The organism is Paenibacillus sp. Leaf72, from assembly GCF_001422685.1.
Lineage (GTDB): Bacteria > Bacillota > Bacilli > Paenibacillales > Paenibacillaceae > Pristimantibacillus.
This window is the reverse complement of record NZ_LMLV01000031.1, coordinates 79,128-103,923: the sequence shown is the minus strand read 5'-3', so window position 1 is coordinate 103,923 and position 24,796 is coordinate 79,128. Positions and strand designations below refer to the sequence as shown.

The following is a 24,796-nucleotide window of genomic DNA, read 5'->3' as shown; positions in this document are numbered from 1 at the left end:
TAGAACGATTGGTAAAGAATTTTTCAATTTTTTTAACTTAAGTCAGATCAGTGACTTTTAAAATCATATTTTTACCCTTTCAACCTAAAATGCTCAGCGAAGTATGAATAATACCCGATAATTTCCCTTTATCAGTTGCTGTTTTTACCATCGTACGTAATCCTAACCAAACATTCATGAAGAAATGAGAAAGGGCTTCCGGGTCAAGATGAGCTTCAATTTCACCTGTTTGTTGACTAATAAAAATGAGATTATATAACAACTTCTCTGTTTTTGAATAGCTATCTTCAACAAGGGAAGAAACTTCTGGATCTAACAAGCCCAGTTCCACACCCGAATTAACGATGAAACACCCTTGGGGTTCTCCTTCTTTCTCTATAGAGGACTCCAAAAATTGTCGAATTAATTCCTTAACCGGTTCTTGCTTTTCAACCAATAATCTCAATTTTTTGTTTTGAATAGCTTCGTATCGTTGGAGTGCCTTTATAAATAAAGCATGCTTATCTCCAAAAGTATCATAAATGCTTCTTCTGTGAATTCCCATAAAATCGACTAATTCTTGCATCGAAGTTTTCTCGTACCCTTGCATCCAAAAGAGTTGTATAGCTTTATCTAATACTTCATTGACTTCAAATTCTTTATGTCTTGCCATTTTCATCACCTCATGCATTCATTATACATTTAAGTGAATGATCAGCAAAATTAAGGGTAAAACTTGAATAAAATCAATTTAGATTTATCAATTTTATGTTGTTGTTTCTCCCTCTTGTATAGTCATAAGAATCTTTCCTTGAGCTGTCCCTTTTGCGATTTTGGCAATAGCTTCGTTCACTTGCGAAAACGCAAATATCGAATCAATGGTTGGTTTTATGCCCGCTTCATCAATCCACTGGGCGATGTTTTTTAGTTGATTGCCATTTGGCTGAACATATAAGAAATCATAAGTTTTTCGTTGAATATGTGCCGCCATATCAAACGGCATTCCGTTTGCACCAAAAAGGACTCTCTGCATCGTTGAAAATCCGCCATGTTGAATTGCAAAACGTGTATTTGGCACAGCATTCAATGATAATAATTTTCCGCCAGGTTTTAAAATACGTAATTCTTTCCTGAACTCACTTACACCACGGGTATCAATCACGTAGTCGAAATCTTCCAGCACCTCAACATAATTTTGCTTCTGATAGTCGATGAATTGGTCAGCACCAATGGATAGCGCTAAATGCCGAGATGATTCACTACCACTGACAGCTACAAAAAGCTTTTTTGATCTCGCAAATGGAATGGCGATCTGTCCGAATCCGCCTGTTCCACCAGAAATGAACAGTTTTGCCCCCGGTTTTACGTTCAGTACATTAAGTGCCTGAACAACGGTCAGAGCCGCTAGTGGAACGGCAGCACCCTCTTCAAAAGTAAGATGTTTGGGCATTTTCGCGACAATACTTGCATCAGCCACAACATATTGTGCAAACGCACCCATTGTACCTAATGGCATCAGCGCATATACTCTATCGCCCTTTTTAAATGCTGTCACCGCTTCGCCAACCGATTCAATTTCACCTGAAAGTTCATTTCCGAGTGTCAAAGGAAAATCATATTTATCAAAAACGCGCACCTTTCCAGTGATCGCTAATATAAGATGCGGGTCAACGCCTGCCACCTTTGTTTTGATTAACACTTGATGTTTGTTTATTTTTGGAATGGGCACATCGTTGATGTGTGCTTCTAGCTTTTTTGTGTAGCCGTATATTTGGACTGCTTTCATCATCTTTTCCTTAAAAATGAATAATCACCTTCCCTTTTGGACGCCCATTTGCGACTAGTTCCAGCGCTTCATTAACGTTGCCTATTGTAAATAGTGTTGGATGAATCGGTGGAACAATATTGTTTTTTTCAATGATTTCGGTAATCTCTTTTAGCTGTGCGCCGTCAGAACGAACGAAGATAAAACGGTATTCCACATCGTGTTTTTTGGCTTTATTGTCATACTTTGCACCAGCAAGAGAAAATAGCTTTTGTTTCCACCATGGCAAGTTATTGTCTTGTGCGAAACGTTTATTGGGTCCTGTACGGAGAGAGAGCAATCTTCCGCCCGGTTTAATGATTTTTAATTCATTGTCAAATTGTTCGGGTCCCAAGGTATCAATCACGTAATCGACATTCGACAACAAGTCTACATAGTTTTCTTTTGTGTAATCCAAATATTGGTCTGCACCAATTTCCAAAGTGCGTTCGCGCGCGTGCGCGTTACCGCTGACAATGACATTTAAACCCATTGCCTTTGCAATTGGGACAGCCATTTGACCAAAGCTGCCCGATCCACCAGGAATGAAAACAGATTGACCAGATTGTGCCTCAAGTTCTTCATGTAGACCTTGATACGCTGTAAGTCCAGTCAGTGCAGCAGCAGCTGCTTCCACGTAAGATAAGTTCTTTGGCATAGGGGAAATTGCGGCAGCATCAATTGCGGCATATTCCGCAAAAGCACCAATTTTTTTGAGTGGGAGACGTGTATAGATATCGTCCCCTACGTAAAAGTTAGTTACATTTTTACCCACTCTTTCTATAACGCCTGCCAATTCATTACCAAGCGTTAACGGGAAATCATAATCTTGAATCAGTTTCACGCTACCTGTGATAACCAACATTTCAAGCGGATTGACCGCTGCAGCTTTGACCTTTACCAAAACCTCGTTGTCAGAAATTTTTGGAATTGGAATGTCATTGACTTGGGCATGGATTTTTTTTGAATACTTGGTGATCTGCGCTGCCTTCATGAGTGTGTTCATATTAATCAGCATCCTTCCGTTTAGTTACCATCATTGTGTTTCGTCACCTTATAATTTTCACTTTCTAAATACCTTAATCTAAATATCGTTTCATGAATGCTATCGCTAGCTTCAGGTGCAGATGGATCAAAACACAAAAACCAGTGCTTGACAAAAGATATGATTACGAAAATCCACCTATTTCTATTGTTGTAAGACCTACCCACGACTCCAGAATCATCTGGACTTGACCGCTGTAGCTGGTGTTCCCACAAGTTTTACATCGGCCTATAACGTCCGAATGCAGTAAAAGCCTAGCAGTACAACGCAATCCATGCATCAAGCACTGATTTTTAGGTTGATCCAAGAAACTATACAAATATAATATTCATTGACCTAAAGCATTTTTCTCACAACATGGATGACTCTCGGATACATTTATGGCGTACAATTTTTTAGTTGTACGCCATGTTTAAACTACTGTCCATATTGTCGTTTACGTTTAAATCTATTTTGTTATTGCCTCTTTTTCGTTATAAAAATAGAGAGTCACTTCCAGCTTCAAACTGTTTGTGAAACCTTGATATTTAGCATATAAGCTATACTATATTTACCCCTTCTGAGATTCTAATTCTTTCATCGTAGGATAATCCGTATACCCCTTGCTTCCACCACCATAAAATGTTGCAGGATCTGCTTCATTTAATGGAGTACCTGCTTTAAGCCGTTCCACAAAATCCGGATTAGCTAATGACCATACCCCAACAGGTGCCAGATCAGCAAGATCACTATCGATATCAACGCTGATATTTTCTAGTGTCCGTCCAGCACGATTCACTAACAACGGATTTGTCCATAAGGAACGAATGTTTTGAAGCAATTCATCATTTCCGAGGTGCATAATATGAAGGTAGGCTAAATTCAATTTTGCTAATTCTTTCGTCAGGTAACGATAAAGATCTGGTCCCTGTTCACCATCTTGAATCCCGCCAAGAGGGGTCCCTGGCGAAATACGGAAGCCTGTTTTCTCGGCCCCAATCTCGTCAACGATCGCTTTTGCTACTTCAATGGCGAAACGAGCACGATTTTCGATAGAGCCGCCATATTCATCCGTCCGCATATTCGAATTTTCTCCGATAAATTGGTTAATCAGATAACCATTTGCTCCATGAATTTCAACACCGTCAGCACCTGCTGCAATAGCTGCAGCCGCAGCTTTACGATAATCTGCAATGGTCGTTTGAATCTCTTCCTTACTCAACTCGCGTGGTACAGGGATATCCTGCATGCCTGTAGCCGTAAACGTTTCTACTCCTGGTGCAATTGCAGATGGTGCAACGGGCTGCCGATGATGTGGTGTATTGTCAGGATGCGACACACGACCGGCATGCATTAATTGGATATAAATATACCCTCCTGCTTCATGCACGGCATCGGTAACCTTTTTCCAGCCTGCAATATGCTTTTCCGTATAGATCCCAGGTGTCATTAAGTAACCTTGACCATCATCTGAAGGTTGTGCACCTTCCGTAATAAGAAGTCCCAGGGATGCACGTTGAGCATAATAAAGTGCAGCCAACTCTCCAGGTGTACCATCTTCTTGCGCTCGACTACGTGTCATTGGTGCCATCGCTAGTCGATGGGGCAATTCCATGTTACCGATTTTCGTTTTGCTCCATAATTTCTCCACTTTTATTCCTCCTATTCAAATGAGTTGCACGGATGTACAACTGGATTTAAAATTCTGAAATGACCGGATAGATTTGCCCTCTCAAATTGAAATCATAGTTCTGATCTACAATTCCTACCACTTCGTTGCTCTCATAAAGATCCACCATGAAGCCCGCCATTTGCTTGGCAGTATGATACTTAGGCATGTTGGCTTTGTAGTCAAAATCTTCAGCATCTATTGATTTTTTCACAAATTCTGTTTCCGTGATGGCTGGTGCTAAAACCTTCGCCTTTAACTTTGCACCTTTCAGTTCCAGTTCTTTGGCAAGCCCTTCAGTGAAGGAACTAACATAATATTTCGATGCAGAATAAGCAACACTGCCTACAGCAATAACATAGCCAAGTGCTGAGGATACGTTAATTAATTGAGTACCTTCTACATCAGCGTAATCTCTCACATATAGCGTTGTAAGGATGGTCAAGGATTCGATGTTAACACGCAGCATAGACTCCACTTTTTCAAGATTCTGTTCAGCAACAAAGGAGCCTTCACCAAGCCCTGCATTATTAATCCATGTCTCGATTTGATATTCCTTTAAATCGTTATACAGAGTATAGGCCTGATCAGTGACCGACAGGTCGCTTGTAACAATAACAACGTCTAAATCAGAACTTATTTCCTTAACTTTTGATTTAAGTTCTTCTAATTTGTCAAGTCTTCTAGCTACAATAATCAAGTTTTTTCCCTTAGCCGCAAACGCCAATGCTGTCTCATAACCTATTCCTGAACTTGCTCCTGTAATAACTGTGTACTTCATACGATTCTCTCCCTTTTATGAATCATTATTTTTAATATTGAAGAATGATCATTCTAATTTGGTAATAAAAGAACGGTTAGATCTAACTTGGACTAAGCATATCATTTTTAGAACGATCAGTAAAGTATTTTTTTATTAAGCGGCACGCATCTCCTGCTTGTTAAACCTGCTGTCAGCAGACGATTTAGCATTGCTTTGCATGTTTATAAAAAATCAGATCAGTGTCCCGTTCTGTTTTGTGTGGATCTAACCATACGAGTCACCCATTTGCGTGGCAGCAACCGCGGAATGAATGCCATTAATCGGTTTCGCGCCCCTGGTATGATGATGGTATCGCCGCGTATGAAGCCTCGATAACCTTCCTCGGCTACTTGACCAGCCTCCATAATAGCGCCGCTCTGGAACATTTTCGACTCCCCCATACCCGAACGAGCTACGAAGCCGGTAGATGTAAGTCCCGGACATAGCGCCGTTACAGTCACGCCCGTGCCACTTAGTTCGTTTTCAAGAGCCTCGGTGAACGATAGCACATATGCCTTCGTCGCGTAATAAATCGACATCATAGGTCCGGGGAAAAAAGACACCAATGAAGCCACGTTCATCACGCCCCCTTGGCCCCGATTGACCATATCTGGCAAGAACAGCTTTGTCATAATCGTCAGAGCCTTTATATTGATATCAATCATATTCATTTCTTGTTCCAAGTTCGTTTCCAAAAACGTCCCGTACAAACCGAAGCCGGCATTATTGACAAGATAGTCAACGACGATCCCCTTCTCCTTCAGCTCCGCGAAAATCCCCTCCGGTACGCCGGGTAACGTGACATCTTTAGCGATGACCGTCGCATAGGTGTCATATTTTTTTTTGTATTCTTTACTAAGTTCCACAAGCTTACTTTCACTACGCGCCACCAGCACCAAATCATATCCACCCTTGGCGAAACGATCCGCCAACTCTTTACCAATTCCACCTGATACTCCCGTGATAAGTACAGTTTTCCCCATCTTATAAGTTCACCTCTTTTTTAGTATTAACCATTCTTCAGCATTTAATAAGATTATTAATTTGAATGTTGCTTCTCCATATAAAAGACCTTTTATGGAGAGACTGCACGTACGAGAACGATCATTCTAGTAGTGGCAACAAACATTCATTTCATCATTCCTCTAAAAGCTGCATTGATATGCTGGCTATACGTTGAAGTTTCTCTCTGGGAATCGAGGTTCTTGCCATACTTCTTAATCCAACTCCAACATTATGCAGATATTCTGACAATGCCCCTGCATCATATTCAGAGCTGAATTCACCGTCTCGCTGCCCCCAAAAAATGATTTCCTTGAGCATTTGCTCTGCTGTTGTAAACGCCTCAGTAGACTTTTTATTAACATCGGCATCACGCGCTGCCAACTCAACCGCCGAATTCACCATTAAGCAGCCGGAAGGCCCGTTCTCTTCCCCATAGATCAAGATGTCAACAGCAAATTGGAGTGCTTCCGTTGCGGTCTTGGAGCTTTTAACTCCTCCTGCAAGAGAGGAGTTTATTTTACTTTCATAACGCTCCATCGCCTTTAGAAAGAGCGTATGCTTATCGCCAAATGTGTCATACAAGCTTCTGCGGTGGATTCCCATATGCTCAACCAAATCGGACATGGATGTTTTCTCGTAGCCCTGTTTCCAAAAAAGCTGCATCGCCTTATCCAATACCTCGATCTCATCAAACTCCTTGTTTCTTGACATGTCAATTCCCTCCTGTTAATAATTTAACATATCGAGAACGATCAGTAAAGAATGAACACATTACATACAGTTTAATCCTCATCAGTAGTACATCATCAGATATGAAGCTGTAGATCAAGTGAACCCATTTAGCAGCTTGATTTTATGTTTTAAAAATTGCTATCTTATTTTTTTTCCCCATTGATTCTACGCTTGTCTGCTCCTAACCAATCAGGAACCCAGCCTTTTTCCATCGCATCCAGAGTCACTCCTGGTGGAACAATCGCATCTATCGCATCAAGTACATCATTGCTCAATCGAACGTCACTGCCCTTTAAAGTTTCCCGGAGCTGTTCGATCGTTCTAGCCCCTATGATGGAAGCAGTTATGGAAGGATGAGATTGTGTAAAGGCCATGGCAAGATGCGGTAAAGTTAACCCTGCTTCTTCTGCAAGTATTTGAAGCTTTGCTATGGCTTCAAATTTCGTCCGATTTTCTTCCCGATTAGGGTCGACAACAGATTTTAGGCTTCCCGCAAAGGTGGCCGCTCTTGAATCGGAGGAGGACGCTTCCCCAAATTTATATTTTCCAGTTAATAGACCACCTGAAAGCGGGCTCCAAACCAAAACACCTATTCCATATTTTGCTGTGGCAGCAAGCAAATCGAATTCAATACTTCGGTTTAAAATAGAGTACGGCGATTGCTCAGAAACAAATCGTGCTACATTTTTACGCTCGCTAGTCCACTGAGCTTCTGTTACTTGCCATGCTTGAAAGTTGGACGTGCCAACGTAGCGTATCTTCCCTTCTCTGACCAGATCCGTAAGCGCATCAAGAGTTTCATCAATATCAGTGTTAACATCAGGCACGTGTAGTTGATATAAATCGATATAATCGGTTTGAAGTCTTCGCAAACTATCTTCTACAGCTCGTTTGATCCAATATTTTGAACTTCCTGATTGATTGGGCCCACTGCCCATGGGAAAACCACCTTTAGTGGCCAGAAGGATATCCTCCCTGCGGCCTTTTAGGAGTTCACCTAATATTTCTTCTGCTTGACCACTTGAGTAGACATCTGCTGTATCGATCAGATTGACTCCTGCAGCCAGAGCTTCATCCAGAATAGGTTCACATTCTTTCTTTGTGTTGTTTCCCCAAAAACCAAATGTGCCTGTACCTAATACAAAACTGCTTACTTTAAGACCTGTACTGCCTAATACGCGATATTCCATATTCACTCATTCCCTTCTATACGTGCAATAATTTATAAAACGTGCATGATACCCTTAGGAAAAGTTTCTTCCACCGCGTTTCTTTGCTCATACAAGTTGTACCAGGCTTCCGCTACTTGATCTGGATCAAAGCCTGTACCTTTCTTAATCAAAGGACTAATGGATAAATGACCAACAAATACTCCGAGAGGAAGCAAGCGTTCGTGTAAATTAAGGATATAGTTTCGCAAGCCTGACATGGCGATACCTGAACTGCCGAACATGGGGCTTGGACTCATAGCGGAGAGATCGCTTGTAAATAAAAGTGTCCCCTCTCCTCGTTCAATCATATCTGGAATGATTTGTCTTGCCGTATTAATGGCTCCGATGACCACGTTGTTAAAAATGTGAAGAACGCTCTCATCAGTGGTATCAAGAACAGGTGTCACAGGAACATTTCCGCTATGCGGACTAAACTCCACAACATCAATGGTACCGAATGTATTCTTGATTTGTTGAAAAGCCCTGGTAAGCTGCATTTTGTTTGTAACATCAGCAGCAAAACCTTGCGCTTCAATCCCCATTCTATTTAGCTCCGCAGCATAATGATCCAACTTCTCCTGCGTTCTGGAAACCATAGCTATACGGAATCCGCGTCTTCCAAAAGTCTTAGCCAATGAGAAACCAAGACCAGGTCCAGCACCAATTATCGCAATTGTTTTCAACTACTAACCTCCTCCTTGTTTATATTCCTTTAAAAATTCAAGAACGATAATTCTAAAAAAGGTTCAAATAGCTATTCCAAACAGGGATGCAACTGCGTGCTCTTTCTACTATTCACTTCTTGCCGTTGTATTTCCCTTGCTTGCATCATTAGTATAACATATCTAGAACGATCGGTAAAGAATTGATTTTTACAATGTTTTTTCATCAGAAATGCTAACAATTAACGTTTGTCTCTAAGGAGTAATTGAACAAATCTTGTCAAATAACCGATTGAGATACTTTATGACCAAATTATCAACCGTTCAAATTTAGAGACTGGCAGTAGATGCCGTTAAAAGTGAAGCCAATCAACCATCAGTTACTAAAGCTAAAGGCTGCCGATTTTGCTGGCAGCCCTGGTTGAGCATATGAAAATTTAACCTTTAGTATATTTTCCTTGTCACGCTAAGAAATTATGAATTCCACACATTACGAAAGTGGATTTCATGCCTTACATCAAGTATTTTCCCGTAATCGACTGCTCCGCATTGATGATCTGCGGAGGTGTGCCCTCGAACACCACCTGGCCGCCCTTGCTGCCTCCGTCCGGTCCCATATCGATGATCCAATCCGCTTGGCTGATCACATCGAGGTTGTGTTCAATGACGATTACCGTATTGCCGGCATCCACGAGGCGGTTCATAATCTCCAGAAGAAGACCGATATCTGACATATGCAGACCTGTCGTCGGCTCGTCCAGTACGTAGATGCTGCCCTGCTTATGCAGCTCGCTTGCCAGCTTGATGCGCTGGCATTCCCCGCCCGAGAGCGTGCTGAGCGGTTGGCCAAGTGTTATATAGTTCAGCCCCACATCGCTCATCGCCTGCAGCTTGCGTACAACGACTTTTAGCTCGAAAAAATCCAATGCCTGCTCCACAGTCATTTCCAGCACTTCTGCAATGGACTTGCCGTTCAGCTTGTACGCGAGCACCTCTTCCTTGAACCGTCTGCCTCCACATACTTCGCACGGCAGCTTTACGCTGTCGAGAAATGCAAGGTCTGTATATACAACACCGAGCCCTTGGCAGTTCTCGCAGGCCCCCTTGGAGTTGAAGCTGAACAAACCTGGGCTTACCTTGTTAGCGGAAGCAAACGCCTTGCGCACATCATCCATAATACCCGTGTAGGTCGCGGGATTCGAGCGCGTTGACACGCCTACCGCCGATTGATCGATGACGATCGCATCCAGATGCTGGCTGAGGAACACTTCATTAATCAGCGTGCTTTTGCCCGAACCGGCGACACCTGTAACTACCGTCAGTACGCCGGTTGGAATATCTACACTCACGTTTCGCAAGTTGTGCAGTATGGCATTCTTGATAGACAGCTTGCCAGATGGCTGCCTGCAATCATGCTTCAGCTGGAGCGGCCGCTTCATATGGGTACCTGTCAATGTACCTGCCTCCAGCAGACCTTGGAAGCTTCCTTCATATACGATGTTACCGCCGCGGCTGCCGGCGTGTGGCCCAACGTCGACAATATGATCTGCGAGCTTAATTACATCGGGATCATGCTCGACGACGATGACGCTATTGCCCTTGTCGCGGAGCTTTTGCAATAGCTCATTTAACTGGTGCACATCGCGGGGGTGCAAGCCAACACTCGGCTCATCAAAAATGTAAGTGACGTCCACCAGACTGCCGCTCAGATGCTTAACCATCTTTACGCGCTGCGACTCGCCACCGGACAAAGTATCCGTCTCACGGTCCAATGTCAAGTAGTCAAGTCCGATATCCACCAGATGCTGCAGCCGCTCTGTCAGCGACTTAATGACCGGCGCGGCAACAGGTTCGTCAATCTCCCGTATGACGCGGATGAGCTGTCCGACCTCCATCGAGGACAGTTCTGCAATATTGAGTCCATTGATCCTGCAATTGAGTGCAGCCTGACTAAGCCTCGCGCCGCGGCAGCTGGAGCAGGGGCCCTCGGAGATGTACGGCGCAACAGTCTGTTGTGTACGCTCGGACTTCGTCTTCACATCCTGCTTAATGTACTTGTTGGTGAACTTCTCAATGATGCCTTCCAGTGTAATGTTCATTGCCTTGCCGGCGAACTGCATTTCTACTTTTCCCGCCTTGGCGTACAGCAGCTGCTCCAGTTCCTCATCCGAATAATCGCTCAGCTTCTTGTCGGCATCGAAGAACCCCGTCTGCATGATCAAGTTCCAATCCCAGCCGTTCACCGAATAGCCCGGCAGCAAAATTGCCCCTTCATTCAACGACTTTGACATATCCACCGCCTTGCTCATGTCGACGCCCAGCCTGCGACCGAGCCCATTGCACTCCGGACACATGCCTTGCGGATCGTTAAATGAGAACATATTGGCTTGTCCAATATAAGGCTGACCCACTCGGGAGAAAAGTAGACGAAGAATGGGAGATATATCGGTAATCGTGCCCATTGTGGAATGGGAACCGCCGCCAAGCCGCTTCTGATCCACAATTACAGCCATGCTCAGATTCTCGATTCCGTCCGTATCCGGCTGTGGAACACGGGGCAGAAAATTGCGCACGAACATGCTGAAGTTCTCATTCAGCAACCGGGTGGATTCTGCGGCGATTGTATCGAAGACGATCGATGATTTGCCAGATCCGGATACCCCGGTGAAAATCGTGATCTTCCGCTTGGGAATGCGCAAGGAAACGTTCTTGAGATTGTTTTCTCTCGCTCCCGAGATTACGATATACTCCTGATTAGATTCGCTCATGCTTTACATCCTTCCGATCGTGTTAATGGGGTGGGTCCATAATTTAATGTAAAACTCATTCTTCTTCCTCATCAAATAGTTCGTTCAAGCGCAACATATTCGTACTCCAAAACTTGCTGTAGAAACCTACCCAATCTTGAATTTCTCTGAGTGGAGAGGCGTTTAGCCTAAATCGTGTTTCTCTGCCGACTTTTCGATCAAGCACTAGCCCAGCCTCTTTAAGGATTGTCAAATGCTTGGATACGGCTGTTCGCCCCATTTGAAACTTTGCCGTTAACTCATGAAGCGGTACCTCGTCTGTTTCTGCTAACAGCTGAATCAGTCGGCGTCTAGTTGGATCTGCAATCGCGTCAAACACATCCCGCATCGGGTTGTTCTCGCTCACAACACCCTCTCCTAAAAATTATTACCAAGGGACAACCGATAATTTCACAACCTTCTTAAATGATACGGCTCTTCGGATGTAGCGCCCACGAGGCGAGAATTGTTAATTCGACACCATTTAGTGTCACTTGGATAATAGGTCACCATTTGGTGTCGTGTCAACAACATTTTTTAACTCCATTTATGTTGAATGTCAGGATAATCCAGTCCCTCGAATAATGCTAAATAGTCAAGGGCAGACTTCTTTTAACTTGCTCTGCAAGATTATTAAACGGAGGCCTTCTGCATGCTAATCGGCAGTCATGTATCTATGGGTGGCAAAACGATGCTGCTAAGAGCAAGTGAAGAGGCTGCATCCTATGGTGCTAATACATTTTTGATATATACAGGAGCTCCTCAAAATAGTAAAAGAAAGCCCATAGCAGCCTACAACATTTCAGCGGGCCATGCACATATGAAGGAACAAGGCATTAGCCATATCGTTGTTCATGCCCCTTTCCTGGTCAATTTGGCTAATACGATTAACAGTAAAGTATTTGAACACAGCGTATCATTTATGTGTGACGAATTAGAACGGACAGAAGCTCTAGGCTCAGATCAGATTGTTATGCATCCGGTGAGCCATGTCGGGGCAGGAGTGGATTTGGGACTACAGATCAATCGCAAATAACTCATTACTGGACCAGCCCTGACTGCGCAAATAACTCTCAATGTAAGTGAAATTGCTATCCGAACCTCCCAATCCGTGCACGAATACGACAGGCGTGCGTGCTGTGGCCGCAGAAGCCTTCGAACTTGGCTCTATACCAAATGGAATATAAATGAATCGTTAGTCTCATTTTTTTAACATCAGAATCGGGATAAATATAGTTAATATGACGTGAAAGGAATGAAATAGATGCAAAATTTATTCTCAGATTAGGGAAATATTTATATCATTGAAATAAAAAAAGCCACCCTTCAGGTGACTTCCTCTGTCCATCCTATTAACCGCTATTCTTATCTCTTCATCTGCTAGGCTTCCACTTGCAGCCATTCGGACGCCGGGCCTGCTGTATGTTTCGGAGTGGCCGACTTGTTGCCGCCGTTCACAGGCTTCATGATTCTGGCAAGCATTTTCTGCTTAGGCTTGTTCCATGTCTGCCAATCGTCTAACAGCAGTCCGCCGGTATCTCCACTGTTCGGATTGAGGCACCAGTAGGTCCAATACAGATCATTCTGCCCGATGTAGTCGACAAGAGCATTTTGCCACTTGCCCTCCTTCGATGTTGAATCGACATTGCGGCCGCCGAACTCCCCGAGCAGTATAGGTGCGATTTTTTCCTTATGAATATAGCCCCAATTAGCATCCCATACGCCAGACAGATTCGCGGGAAATGTCCGATCTGCGAACCACGGCTGCGACGAAACGCCTGGGCCATAATCGTGCGGTGAGTAAACGAGCTGGTTAGGCACTTTCAGCCGGACTGGATATTTGCGAACCCCCAACAGATTTCCGCCCCACCAATAGGAGCCGCTCTGACCTTTTACATTCGCGTCTACCCCTTCCACAATGATCAGCCAGTCCGGATTGACAGCGAGAATCGCATTGCCCGCCCGCTCCGCAGCCAACCGCCAATCGCTGTCTGAATCGCCGCAGCCCCAGCATACGGAACCGTGCGGCTCATTATGCAAATCGGCGCCGATTACCGTGTCGTTGGCCAGGTAACGCTTTGCCAGCATCGTCCAATCTTTTATCCATGTTTTTTCCGGTACCGCTTGTGTATACCATCGCTCCGCTTGCTCCGAGGCCTGTGGGCGGTGACGGTCAAGAATGATTTTCATACCGCGCTTTTCCGCCTTCTGAACAAGCTTATCCAGCAGCTGGAGCGGCGTCAGACCCTTTAGGTCGGGATTTTTCACATAGTCGATCCCGCTTGGTTTTTTACCAGGAAGCAGCATTTCGTTCGTATAAGGAATACGCAGCAAATTGTAGCCTTCTTTTGCAAGCTGGTCCAGCATGCTGTCCAATGATCGCGTCCACAAGCCATGGGGTGAAAAATTGCCCGTCTCGAATCCAAACCAGTTCACCCCGTTGAAACTAGCCGGTTTGCCCTTGGCATCGACGATTTGATTGCCTGACGTGTGGTAATAACTCAAGGACGTTGCGGGCTTGCCAGCAGCAGTAGCCCCGGTGCTCGAGATAAGCACAGCCACCAGCAACAGGCACGTTCCTATCCATTTCATCCAATCCTCCCTTTCTATTATCCAGAAATAACCTTAACGCGCAGCGTGCAGCCTCGCAGGTATATCGCACCTGACATGACCCACTCTTGGAATATATCGGATAAATAGTGTAGTTGCTGCAGCTTAATTGCATTAAACCCTCTTTTTCTTAGCGGTTCTCGGAAATCCCCCTCAATATCACCCTTCTCTACTTTATGTATATGACTTCTTTTAATTGGAACTATATAAAAATTTTGCTATACTAACAGATGCTAGATTTATGCTCTATGAATTGAAATTCTACTTTTTCTACTTTTACTAGTATCCAATGAGAAGGAGGAAAACAAGTTATGTTAATAAAAAAAGCAGGAAAAACAGTTGCCGCCACCCTTCTTGCCTTATCCTTGATCGGTACTGCTCCAAATATCGGTGATGTCTACGCAGCACCTGCAATATCGGTCACGCTGGATAATGTTCTACTGCCATTTGATGCAGCACCGCGGATAGACAAAGGGGTTACTTATGTCCCCTTCCGGACGGTTGGAGAGGCTCTTGGAATCCAAATCACTTGGAACAGCAAGACGCAAACGGTCAAAGCGGCAGGCAGTCTTAAAGGGGAAATAACGGAGGTACTTCTTCAAGTGGGGAGCACTACGGCTACCGTCAACGGAAAAAAAGTGAAGCTGGCTGCAGCGCCGATTCAGCTAGAAGGCCGTGTGCTTATCCCGCTCAGTTCGTTCAGCAGCCAATTCGGTGTCGCTGTGGCCTGGAATCAAACAACACGCACGGTTTCCCTTCTATCACCACAACGCGAAATGCATTTGAGAGCCTTCTATGCCCTGCAATCTTTTCAGGAAAGAGATCTGGTTTCATCCATGAATTCTGTAGCTTTTGGGTGGAGCCGCATCGATCGCGAAGGCCAGTTTACCCTGCAAGGTGACGAGTACCGACTGCCTGCTGCGGCAGGTGACGTTACGCCTCAATCCATTTTGGCGGATGCAGCGAATCAGGACATCAAACCGTACCTTATGGTTTATGCTTTAGACGGGAACGGTGAACTAACCAAGGTTTTGAGTGACAGCAGCTTGCGCCAGAAGTCTATACAGGGCATAACGGATTCCGTTGCGGAGAACGGTTTTGGCGGGATTGTTCTTGATTTTGAGGGGTTGGGATATAAGCTGGATGCTTTGCAACAGCAGAAGCTGCTAAACGATTACGTTAAGCAGTTGAAAAATTCCTTGCCTAAGGATATCTCCTTATCTTTAGCAGTGCCACCATTGAATAGCGCCTATAAAGGCTACGATTATAAGACTCTCGCTTCCATTGCAGATGATCTTATCATTATGGCTTATCAGTTTAATCCGATTGGGACCAAATCACAGGTACCCGAACCTAATAGTCTTGTAGATGAGGCGATTCAACTGGCACTGGATGCTGGTGCGCCTAAGCAAAAGCTCCTGCTTGGCATCAGCCTAAGCAGTGAAACGCCCTCTTCCATCAAAGATAAGCTAGGTCTTGCCAAGCGTTATGATTTGAAAGGAGCGGCCTTCTGGCGTCTAGGTTTATTCCGTGCCTATAACGACCAGATGGAAAGCGCTGTGAATACTTCGGTTTTAAAAGAGTAAACTTATCAAAATGCCCTAGTTCCTAAATTTCTATTTAATCATCTGCCAATCATTGAACCGAATCTCCTGACACGCTCATTTGCAAAATTGGAATCAAATGATTCCCCAAAATGCTTGAGTGAACAAAGGAAATATCGGTTCAATTCCTTTAGGTGGAGACAGGCGTTCCATGCATCAACATAATTTAACCGAATATAGGGGCTATATGAGATTAACCGGCTTAAGCACGAGATCTTTTTGAAACGCGAGCACCTCATCCCAATCCCCATGAAAAACGGGTATCCGGTAGTACCCTACTCTTTCATAAAGCGCCGCCGCTTCAGGCTGCTTGGGACCTGTCTGCAGCTTCAGATTGCTATAGGCAAATTCTAGCGCAAGACGCTCCGCTTCAGCCATAATTGCCTGAGCAACGCCCTTCCGGCGGAAATCTGAACGTGTGTATACGCGCTTGACCTCCACTGATGTTTCATTAAGGGGCCTGATTGCCCCGCAGCCTACAGGATACCCATCCAGACGGGCAACAATAAAGGCTGATCGCGGTGCCTCCACGTCGGATAGCTGGAATCCTGCTGTCCCATCACCGCCATATAACAATCCTAGTTCTTCGCTTAGCTCCTTAATTAATTGCTCGGAATCCTTGCTTCGTACATCTTCAGCAGCAGCAACCACAATAGACGGCATATCAAAAACCCCTTTATCTCATTGGATTTATTGGTTTTAGAGTGTTTTATATAAATTATCATGAACGATCCTAAGCGTCAATTACTCCATCGATTGAATTTTTCAATAAGTATTTCTTAAAAAGCTATATTCACCTACCCAATCAAGCCCATTCATTTGAATGCAACATTTTTTTAAGTTATATCACGCAACAGATTTGCGGAAAATACGGGAACTGTTTGCGGTGCTATATCCAAATAAAAGAATTATACTAAATAAAAAAAGTTCGTCCTTGATAGCGGTTCTATATCGAATACGAAAAAACAAAATTGGAATATAACGGAACGAAATTTCCGATTCATAATTGAAAATGATTTGTATGTAATACATATTACAGGAATATCGTCTATTGGTTTTCGTCAATCTAAGGCTTTTCCTACGCATAAAAATGAGGTGTTTACTTGACAAGCAAGCTATTATTGCTGCTTTCTCCCGATTTTAGTAAACTAGGGTCAACGATCCAAGAAGAGGTTTTCAAAGATTTTTATCATTTAACTTACGGGCCAATCATGTATATGGTCAAGGATCACAGCGCGGCGGAGGATATTATTCAGGAGGTCTTTTATAAATCCATCTCCCATACGCCACAAGTTCAGGATGAAAGGCAGTTAATAGCATGGATCAGAGTTTTAGTGAAAAATAAAACGCTAAATTATTTGCGAAAACACAAAAAAATTCGTAACGAAGTAGAGCTGGAAAGTGTTTTTATTGAGACGGGTGCTATGCAGTCCCCTTATTCTGCGACGGTGGAGTGCGAGGTCGAGGCGAAGCTGCTGGAAGAGGAATTAATAACGTGCATGCTGGAAATGAAACCGGAATACCGTCTCTTAATTGAGCTTAAGTGGAAGCGACAGTTCTCTTACCGGGAAATAGCTGAACATTTAAACTCGACAGAGGATATTATCCGCCAGAAGCTGTACCGGGCTCGTAAAGCACTGAAAGACAAATGGGATAAGAAACGAGGTGCTGCTAATGGAGGACGAAGAAAATGATCCGTTATTTGAGAAGGCCTTCGAGAAGGCTATCCAGCAAATGCCGCCAGCCTTTCATTCTACCCATCACAACTCATGGCAAATAACGCAAAAAAAATTAAAAGCACTTAACCGCAGAAAGCGTCGAAATCGAGCTCTATCCTATGTCGCCCTAATAACGGCATCCATTATGATTGGATCCTTCCTGTTCGGGACTTCAGCAAAGACCAAGGCCTTTAGCCCTATATATCAATCGATCGTCGAGCTGCCTGGCCAAATGATTTCGTTCTTCTTCGGAAATCAGGATAAAAGCGATAAAGGAGCGAAGACTATCCCTCCTGAAGAACGGGATACCTCGCATGACAAAAGCAACAATGAATCATCTATTCATCCCCTTTCAGGGCAAGAGTCTCATACGATATCGGTCATGGAGGATGAGGTCAATAATAAGCTTACCTTTACACCGCCCTCCTTTCCTCAACTGCCAGAGGGCTATCAATTAAGCCGGATAGATATTTCCGTACAGCCAAACGATGCTAAGTCCAATGAAGTGCTTTATGTATTTAAAAATGAAGAAGCAAAGCTGCTTAGAGTAAATTTGCAGCAATTGGAGTCGGGCTCCGTAGTCGGCTCGCTTGCAAGTGCAGCTAGCTCCACCGTAGAGATCATTCCACTTCTGCGCGGTAAAGGTTATTTAACCAGCATGCCGAATGAAACAAAAAAGCTGGAATTCATGTTAGCTAATCTCTATATTCATATCGTTGGCAATCTCTCCAAAGCTGATTTAATCGCATTTGCTGAATCGATGAACCAAAAATAAAACAGGGGCTCCGCACAGCCGGCCCCTGTTTTATTTTTTTTATGACACAAGAATATGTTCGCTTATAACTTGGCCCTGCTCATAGTTGCCGTTTTCAATGACCCAATGGATGGTACGTACACGATAGTAGTAACCGCTATCTGCGCTCATCGTCACAGAACTGCTAAAAGTATCTTTATTCAAATCGCTTCTGTTCACGCCTGTTCCGTGGGTCACCCATTCATTCCCCGTCCATCTCTCCAAATAGAATGTAATTCCGAGGCTATCAAGGTGATAATAGCCATATGTATAACCTGAGAGCGTCACAGCTTGATTATTCACCTTAGTAATGCGGTTTGTTCCATCAAGCAAGTAAATATGACTTGGATTCATAAAACCCTTCAATGATAATGTTGAAGGTGGTGGTGCCGTAAGCGCAATGCCTTTGCTTATGGTCGGTGCCGCATAGGTGGTAGTCGAAAATAATAAACTGGCAATAATCATTATTCCCATAGCAGCTTTTGACAATCTATTTTTGAATAATAGCAATTTAAATCACCTTTCTTTTTCTAGATATAGTGAGTTTCTTCTTTATTGGCTGCTTCAATAATGCTTCGGATGCTCGCGGCCACCTTCTCCGGCTCTGACAGCAGAAACATATGTCCTCCTTCAAAGCGATGCAGCCGGACATTATAGGCCCATTTCCTCCATCCGTCAGCTTCCTCCGCGCATTTATAGTCTTCAGCACCGTAAAACACGTGCATAGGCGCCTGAAGCAGCGTGTGATCGCTATGTTCAAAGGTTTCGAGTGCCTGAAAGTCCGCCCGGAAAGAGGGCAGGAAAAAGTCGAGCATTTCCCGCTGCTTTATTAGCTCCTCGGGTATGCCGCCTATGGGAATGACGTGATCGAGAAAGGCGTCATCATCAAGATGCGCTGTTCGCTCACGCTTGCTTTGTGGCGGCTGAATAGCTGAAATAATGACCGCTTTAGCGACTATTCCTTGCTGCTCCAGCTTCTGTGCCAAACGGTATACAACCATTCCACCCATGCTGTGTCCAAACAGGACGAATGGCTGTTGAAAATACGCAGCAAGCTCCCTCGCATACAGCTCCACCAATCCCTCCAAATTTGGAATCAAGGTCATGCTGTTCGTTCCATGTCCAGGAGGTTCAACCGCGAGCAGCTGGCAATCATTTTGAACAAAATGGTGCAACGGCCAGAATGCAGCAGAATATCCTCCCGCGAATGGAAAACAGATAAGTGGAATTTTTCCAGTTCCCGTGCAAAACGTTTTGAGCAATGGATTCATTTTTTCACAGGCCTCCTTTTTAATAGAAAGCGGATGGTTTGAGCATTCAGTCTGGCGAAGCCCCCTTGCAGCATTTCCCCATGCTTTCCAAAGCCTTGATGCTCCACATATTCTCCCGTTCCCGCAGCCCTTTTCCAGGAAGAGAGCTCGGACGAAAGTGTAAATGCGGTTTCGGATTGAATCAGATGAATAGAAGTATGAACTTGCCCCTCCGCAATCCACTCTACGTAATATTTATAATAGGCCGCTGTTTTGCGAACGATTCCTTCACGAACTGCGTCTATTTGCAGCGCAATATTTTGCTTATTGGCTTCCATAAGCTCTGCAACGTCACCTTCCACTGTACGGCCCTTCAAATCACTCACGTTATTTTTCCAATAAGAATCAATCATGATTAGAACTTCTACCTGCCTGCCGCCCCGTTCCAATTGTTTGGCAACTTCGAATGCTAGAGCGCATCCAGCAGAATAACCGATTAAGATGAAGGAGCCATGCGGCTGAATGCTCTGCATTTGGCTGGCATAATGAGTGATGCGATCCTCCTCTTCAATAAAATCAAAAGCGTGAACGCGATAATTAGGCAGCTGGTCCGCAAGCTCCTTGAACACTATGCCATACCCAAGCACCGGAGGGAAAGCAAATAAATGGGGGCCACCCTTAGGGTTAAGCAGCGTCAGATGCGCTGAAGCCCTAGACACCGTTTGCCCACTTTCGACCCATTCCTGCAAATAAGCTGCAATTTCAGCAATTGTCGGCGTCTCAAACAATAATTTTATGGGGATGTCGATCTGAAATTCCTTTAGCATGATAGAACAAAGCGTCATCGCTTTCAGCGAATGACCCCCTAGAGCAAAAAAATCATCATGAATACCGACTCGTGCTACCCCGAGTACCTGACACCATACTACAGCGAGCCTGGCCTCGGTATCATTGCGAGGAGGTGCGTAGTGTTCGGATTCATTCATGAACTCCGTCATTGCAGGCAAGCTTCGCCGATCCACTTTTCCATTGGCGGTCAACGGCAGTCGATCAAGAAAAACAAAGGCTGGCGGAACCATATAGTTTGGCAACATGCTTAGCAAATAATTGCGAAGCTGATTCTTGCTTAACTCCATTTGAGGCTTCAATACAACATAAGCGCAAAGCGATGCCTCGCCCGAAGCACGACATGCAACAGACAGGAGCGCTTCTTTAACCTGCTCAAGTTTTACAATCTGTTTCTCGATCTCACCTAGCTCAATACGATGGCCGCGAATTTTCACTTGATCGTCGACGCGTCCTATAAACTCGATATTCCCATCGGGCAGCCACCTTGCCAAATCACCACTGCGGTAAATACGCTCTCCTTGTACAAACGGATTTGGAGCAAATTTCTCTGCGGTTAAAGCTGTCCGATTCAAATACCCTAGCGCCAGCCCCTCACCGCCCAGGATAAGCTCCCCGACCGCTTCAATCGGCTGAAGCTGATCCGTCTCATTTACAATATAAGCTGAAGTCTGATTAAGCGGCTTGCCAATGGGGATGGAAGCCATATCCTCCGAAAGCGCATGAACCGGATAGAAGGTCGCAAACACCGTACTTTCCGTTGGGCCATATACATGAATGATTTTATCCGGTCCCATGCTATGCAGCGCTTTGCGTACATGATTCACCGATGAGCGTTCTCCGCCGAACAGCACCTTGCGGATGCTCTTCATCCACGAATCCTCCTCATCTACGAGCAGATTGAACAGCGCCGTCGTGACGAACATGACCGTAATTTTCTCTTCTTTAATGAACTGTACAAGCTTGCCAGCATGCATAATCGTATTGCTTGGAGCAAGCACCAGTGCAGCCCCAATTAACAATGCGCCGAATAAGTCAAAGGTGAAGCCGTCAAAAGCATAATTGGACAACGACAGCACGTTGTCATTCTTAGTTATTTCAATATAGTTCGTATTAATCGCAATCCGCGAAATATTGGCATGTGTGATCAGCGCCCCCTTAGGCTGGCCAGTCGTACCAGAAGTGTACATCACATAAGCAAGCCTGTCCAAGCCTCCGGGAGTCGTCGCTAATGTGTCTATTGGCGCTTCCCCAGTGTCTAAATTGCTGGCGGCAGCTTCCTTATACAGCTCTGGATCATCGAGGTACAGAAGGGTTCCTTGATACTCTACTTTCTCGATAACGCTTGTCAACGAATACTGCGTGAGCAGCAGCTTCGCTCCGCTATCCTCCAGCATGTAGCTGATTCGCTGCTCTGGGTACGCAGGATCGATTGGGACATACGCCGCCCCAGCCTTAAGAACGGCTAAAATAGCTGCAATCATATCTGATGAGCGGTGAACGAGCAGACCAACGATAGTCCCGTCGTTAACTCCTCTGCCGCGAAGCACGTAAGCGAGCTTATTTGCACGAGCGTTCAGCTCAGCATAAGTAAATAATCCATCTGGAGCAGAAAGGGCAAGATGTTCCGGCGTATTCTCCACCTGCCATTCGAATCGCTGAGCAAGCGTCATATTGCTTGCTGCTGCCATTTCCCCGTCCCGGCCATCCAGACGGTTAAAAGCGAATAAGCGATGCGCTTCTTCCTCCGGCACAATTTCAAGCTCACCAAGCGGCTTATTGAACTCCCTCACGAGCTGGCGGATCATGTAGATGAGCTGCGCCTTCAAGCGTTTAATGAAGGAGCTTTCATACACATTGGCATTGTATGCTAGCTTCATCACCATCTCTTTGCCAGGCCCAGCGAGAAGATTAAGATCATAATTGCTTTTTTCGAAAATATGAATGTCACCCATCGTAAATCCCAGACTCTGCTCGTCACTTTGTTTGCCGGCCTCTTGAAGCGGATAATTCTCGAACACAACAATATGATCAATTAACGTCTGCTGGCCTATTCGGCTCTGGATATCATAGAGCGGCACGTATTGATGCGCTTCGGTTTGCACTGAAAGTCTCTGCATTTCCGATACTAATTGCTTGAAGGTCATATCCGGTACGATCTGGACACGGGTTGGGATTACGTTGATAAACAGGCCCACCATACTCTCCACACCGCTAATCTCAGCGGGACGACCCGATACAACTGCTCCAAACAACACATCGCTGCTGCGCTGATAACGGCTAAGCAGTATAGCCCAAACGGCTTGAATCGCCGTGCTTAACGTAACCTGCTGCTCTCTTGCCAATCTAGAGAAAGCCTCACTGTCTTCCTCTCCAAGCTTAAAATGAAGCTCGCCTGACGAATAGCCTTCCTTATGGCGTCTGCTGCGCTGCTCGGCGAAAGACTCCTGCCCTTCAAATTCAGCTAAATAGCTCGACCAAAAGACAAGCGAAGCCTCCTTATCCTGCTTGCCAAGCCAGTTGATATATTCCTTATATGGTTTCGAGACGGGCAGCTCGTATGGCTTATGATTCAGCAAGGCGCTGTATATCTGAAACAGCTCCTTTACAATAATACCAAAGCACCAGCCGTCCAGCATGATGTGGTGATAGCTCCATATCCATTCATACGTGTCCTCAGCTGTCTTAAAAACGGTCGTCCGCATTAAAATATCTTTGGACAGATCAAATACCAGCATTTTATCCTGCTGCTTGAAGGCAGCAAGCTGTCGCTGCTGCTCCTCACGCGGCTGATCACATAGATCAATTTCCTGAACGCGGAACGCTCGCTGCTTGAATACAACTTGAACCGGCCGGTTGATTTTCTCGTGCAGGAATACGGTACGAAAAATATCGTACCGATCCATCAACACGTTCATGCTTTGTTCCAGCAACTCTTTGCGAAAAGAGCCTTTCACCGAAATGGCCAGCTGTTCCATATAATAGCTCTGTCCGGGGTGCAGAAGCGTGTGAAACAGCATGCCCTCCTGCATAGGCGATAAAAAATATATATCTTGTACTTGCTCCTTCTGAAAAGTAATCCCGTTCACCTGTGCTTGGCCTCCTTCTATCCATTCCGCAGCAAGTTAAACTGCGCGCTAATTCATTCTCTTAGCCAAACTTCTCTGCCAGCATGTCAAAAATATCTCCGACCTCTTCGAGCTGCAATTCGCTCGCCGTAAAGTCGCTAGGTGTGAAATCTCTGTCTGTCTTGGCTGTACAATGCTGAATTAATACAAGCAAATGATGGTGGAAGCGATCCATCAGCTGATCTATCGTAGCTCGCAAATATTGCTTTTTATTGTAGGCGCAAGACACAACGAGGCGTTCGCCTCTTACCATACCGCTTAAGCTGAGCGCATACAGCGCTTCAGATTCCGGGCTTGTTTGCGCGCCCATATCGTATACGGATGGTGAAAGCAAGTCTGTTTGCACCTCGCTGTCGAATTGCCCCAAATAGTTGAAGCTGATTTCCGGTTTGAATGAGAAGGTGAGCCCTGCTTTATGCTCATCAGCTGCCAAATATCGCAGCAGGCCATAACCGATTCCCTTATTGGGAATATGGCGCAAATCTTCTTTCACCCGTTTTATTTGATAGGCTAAATCGTCCGTATAGCTCATGTCGAGCACAACCGGATATTGGGAGGTAAACCAGCCTACCGTTCGTGATACGTTAATAGCTACAGCTACCGGCATAATCACCTCCAGCTTGACTACTGAATCGGCTGGTTTGCCATTTTGCTGGACAACGGTTTTGTTCCCTTCCTGCTGCAATCCATTCCCTCATGCGATCTAAGCTTGAGAAAACCGCTCAAATTGGCAATACTCGTTCCGAGGTAAAACTGCTCGGTATACCAAATTCGTTTTTGCGCATGTGTTAATGGATAATAAAAACGTTTCATCAAATTACCCCCAATAACTTGTTTTGATAAATAAAAAACTGCCCGGATTTTGGACAGTCTGCTCCCATTTTCCAGCAACCTGTCAACCGTAGCATCGTCTGATGCTTTAGGCCATGGCTTTGCGTCCCTATGTTTCCATAGGTATGCCTTTATCCATTTTATGTTTGTTTTATTCCATTCCTAATCTATAAACAATCCGTTCATCAAATAGTTACGTTTTTTACATTTTTTTATATTTTCATTCGACAAAAAGTTTTTGGGAGAGGGGTCCTATTAATATGAAGAGAATGAAAGTCTATGGGAGGAGACGAAACTTGGATAGACTAGAACGAAATAATCCTGCGCAGATTTATCTTCCTT

20 protein-coding genes, 2 pseudogenes and 1 riboswitch are annotated in these 24,796 nt (G+C 44.7%); of the genes and pseudogenes, 4 read left to right on the top strand and 18 right to left on the bottom strand.

Going from position 1 to position 24,796, the window contains the following annotated elements; translation table 11 throughout:
• Positions 1–79: 79 nt before the first annotated feature.
• The 11 genes from ASF12_RS23860 to ASF12_RS23810 all read right to left on the bottom strand — a co-directional run bounded on the left by ASF12_RS23860 (position 80) and on the right by ASF12_RS23810 (position 12,041).
• Positions 80–652 carry a TetR/AcrR family transcriptional regulator gene (locus ASF12_RS23860; protein WP_056040282.1) on the bottom strand — a complete coding sequence of 191 codons (573 nt, stop codon included), beginning with the start codon at positions 650–652 and terminating at the stop codon, positions 80–82.
• A gap of 93 nt (positions 653–745) precedes the next feature.
• Positions 746–1,768 (bottom strand): NADP-dependent oxidoreductase, encoded by a 1,023-nt coding sequence (locus tag ASF12_RS23855; RefSeq protein WP_235533261.1) that lies wholly within the window; start codon positions 1,766–1,768, stop codon positions 746–748.
• A gap of 7 nt (positions 1,769–1,775) precedes the next feature.
• Positions 1,776–2,789: an NADP-dependent oxidoreductase gene (locus ASF12_RS23850; RefSeq protein WP_056040280.1), complete on the bottom strand. Its 1,014-nt coding sequence runs from the start codon at positions 2,787–2,789 to the stop codon at positions 1,776–1,778.
• A gap of 589 nt (positions 2,790–3,378) precedes the next feature.
• Positions 3,379–4,458, bottom strand: a complete 1,080-nt coding sequence (locus ASF12_RS23845; protein ID WP_056040279.1) for an alkene reductase — start codon at positions 4,456–4,458, stop codon at positions 3,379–3,381.
• A 46-nt stretch (positions 4,459–4,504) separates the two neighbouring features.
• The gene (locus ASF12_RS23840; protein WP_056040277.1) at positions 4,505–5,257 is read right to left on the bottom strand and encodes an SDR family NAD(P)-dependent oxidoreductase; all 753 of its coding nucleotides are present in this window, start codon (positions 5,255–5,257) and stop codon (positions 4,505–4,507) included.
• A gap of 218 nt (positions 5,258–5,475) precedes the next feature.
• Positions 5,476–6,261 (bottom strand): SDR family NAD(P)-dependent oxidoreductase, encoded by a 786-nt coding sequence (locus tag ASF12_RS23835; RefSeq protein ID WP_056040275.1) that lies wholly within the window; start codon positions 6,259–6,261, stop codon positions 5,476–5,478.
• Between the two features lie 154 nt (positions 6,262–6,415).
• Positions 6,416–6,994, bottom strand: a complete 579-nt coding sequence (locus ASF12_RS23830; protein WP_056040274.1) for a TetR/AcrR family transcriptional regulator — start codon at positions 6,992–6,994, stop codon at positions 6,416–6,418.
• A gap of 164 nt (positions 6,995–7,158) precedes the next feature.
• The gene (locus tag ASF12_RS23825; protein WP_056040272.1) at positions 7,159–8,205 is read right to left on the bottom strand and encodes an aldo/keto reductase; all 1,047 of its coding nucleotides are present in this window, start codon (positions 8,203–8,205) and stop codon (positions 7,159–7,161) included.
• 32 nt (positions 8,206–8,237) lie between these two features.
• Positions 8,238–8,909, bottom strand: a complete 672-nt coding sequence (locus ASF12_RS23820) for an SDR family NAD(P)-dependent oxidoreductase (RefSeq protein ID WP_056040271.1) — start codon at positions 8,907–8,909, stop codon at positions 8,238–8,240.
• Positions 8,910–9,400: 491 nt separating this feature from the next.
• Entirely contained in the window at positions 9,401–11,656 is a 2,256-nt protein-coding gene (locus tag ASF12_RS23815) for an ATP-binding cassette domain-containing protein (protein WP_056040269.1), read from the bottom strand.
• A gap of 55 nt (positions 11,657–11,711) precedes the next feature.
• Positions 11,712–12,041 (bottom strand): ArsR/SmtB family transcription factor, encoded by a 330-nt coding sequence (locus ASF12_RS23810; protein WP_056040267.1) that lies wholly within the window; start codon positions 12,039–12,041, stop codon positions 11,712–11,714.
• A gap of 285 nt (positions 12,042–12,326) precedes the next feature.
• Between ASF12_RS23810 and ASF12_RS23805 the strand changes: the two are divergent.
• Positions 12,327–12,695 (top strand): annotated as a pseudogene (locus tag ASF12_RS23805) (TIM barrel protein); the annotation flags it as partial.
• Here the strand turns inward: ASF12_RS23805 and ASF12_RS35885 are convergent.
• Together ASF12_RS35885 and ASF12_RS23800 are read right to left on the bottom strand one after the other, a co-directional pair.
• Positions 12,690–12,791 carry a hypothetical protein gene (locus ASF12_RS35885; RefSeq protein ID WP_327204939.1) on the bottom strand — a complete coding sequence of 34 codons (102 nt, stop codon included), beginning with the start codon at positions 12,789–12,791 and terminating at the stop codon, positions 12,690–12,692. The pseudogene ASF12_RS23805 and the gene ASF12_RS35885 sit on opposite strands and share 6 nt — an antisense overlap.
• A 263-nt stretch (positions 12,792–13,054) precedes the next feature.
• Positions 13,055–14,266 (bottom strand): glycoside hydrolase family 5 protein, encoded by a 1,212-nt coding sequence (locus ASF12_RS23800; RefSeq protein WP_063892640.1) that lies wholly within the window; start codon positions 14,264–14,266, stop codon positions 13,055–13,057.
• A 329-nt stretch (positions 14,267–14,595) separates the two neighbouring features.
• On the opposite strand from ASF12_RS23800, the gene ASF12_RS23795 reads away from it, so the two are divergent.
• A complete protein-coding gene (locus ASF12_RS23795) occupies positions 14,596–15,870 on the top strand; it encodes a stalk domain-containing protein (protein ID WP_056040263.1) in 1,275 nt (424 codons plus the stop codon).
• A gap of 201 nt (positions 15,871–16,071) precedes the next feature.
• On the opposite strand, the gene ASF12_RS23790 is transcribed toward ASF12_RS23795, so the two are convergent.
• Entirely contained in the window at positions 16,072–16,551 is a 480-nt protein-coding gene (locus ASF12_RS23790; RefSeq protein WP_056040261.1) for a GNAT family N-acetyltransferase, read from the bottom strand.
• A 440-nt stretch (positions 16,552–16,991) separates the two neighbouring features.
• Here ASF12_RS23790 and ASF12_RS23785 point away from each other — a divergent pair, with 440 nt between their 5' ends.
• Entirely contained in the window at positions 16,992–17,582 is a 591-nt protein-coding gene (locus ASF12_RS23785; protein WP_056040259.1) for an RNA polymerase sigma factor, read from the top strand.
• Positions 17,563–18,381: a DUF4367 domain-containing protein gene (locus tag ASF12_RS23780; protein WP_056040257.1), complete on the top strand. Its 819-nt coding sequence runs from the start codon at positions 17,563–17,565 to the stop codon at positions 18,379–18,381. The genes ASF12_RS23785 and ASF12_RS23780 overlap by 20 nt, the downstream gene beginning before the upstream one ends.
• Positions 18,382–18,420: 39 nt before the next feature.
• Here ASF12_RS23780 and ASF12_RS23775 read toward each other — a convergent pair whose 3' ends face one another.
• The 4 genes and pseudogenes from ASF12_RS23775 to ASF12_RS23760 all read right to left on the bottom strand — a co-directional run.
• Entirely contained in the window at positions 18,421–18,909 is a 489-nt protein-coding gene (locus ASF12_RS23775; protein ID WP_155973413.1) for a hypothetical protein, read from the bottom strand.
• A gap of 20 nt (positions 18,910–18,929) precedes the next feature.
• Complete coding sequence (locus ASF12_RS23770; protein ID WP_056040252.1) at positions 18,930–19,670, bottom strand: thioesterase II family protein; 741 nt, start codon at positions 19,668–19,670, stop codon at positions 18,930–18,932.
• The gene (locus ASF12_RS23765; protein ID WP_268795459.1) at positions 19,667–23,584 is read right to left on the bottom strand and encodes a non-ribosomal peptide synthetase; all 3,918 of its coding nucleotides are present in this window, start codon (positions 23,582–23,584) and stop codon (positions 19,667–19,669) included. Before ASF12_RS23765 ends, ASF12_RS23770 begins: the two co-directional genes overlap by 4 nt.
• 61 nt (positions 23,585–23,645) lie before the next feature.
• Positions 23,646–24,212 (bottom strand): annotated as a pseudogene (locus tag ASF12_RS23760) (condensation domain-containing protein); the annotation flags it as partial.
• Positions 24,213–24,506: 294 nt separating this feature from the next.
• A riboswitch (cyclic di-GMP riboswitch) is annotated at positions 24,507–24,594 on the bottom strand.
• Between the last annotated feature and the right edge of the window lie 202 nt (positions 24,595–24,796).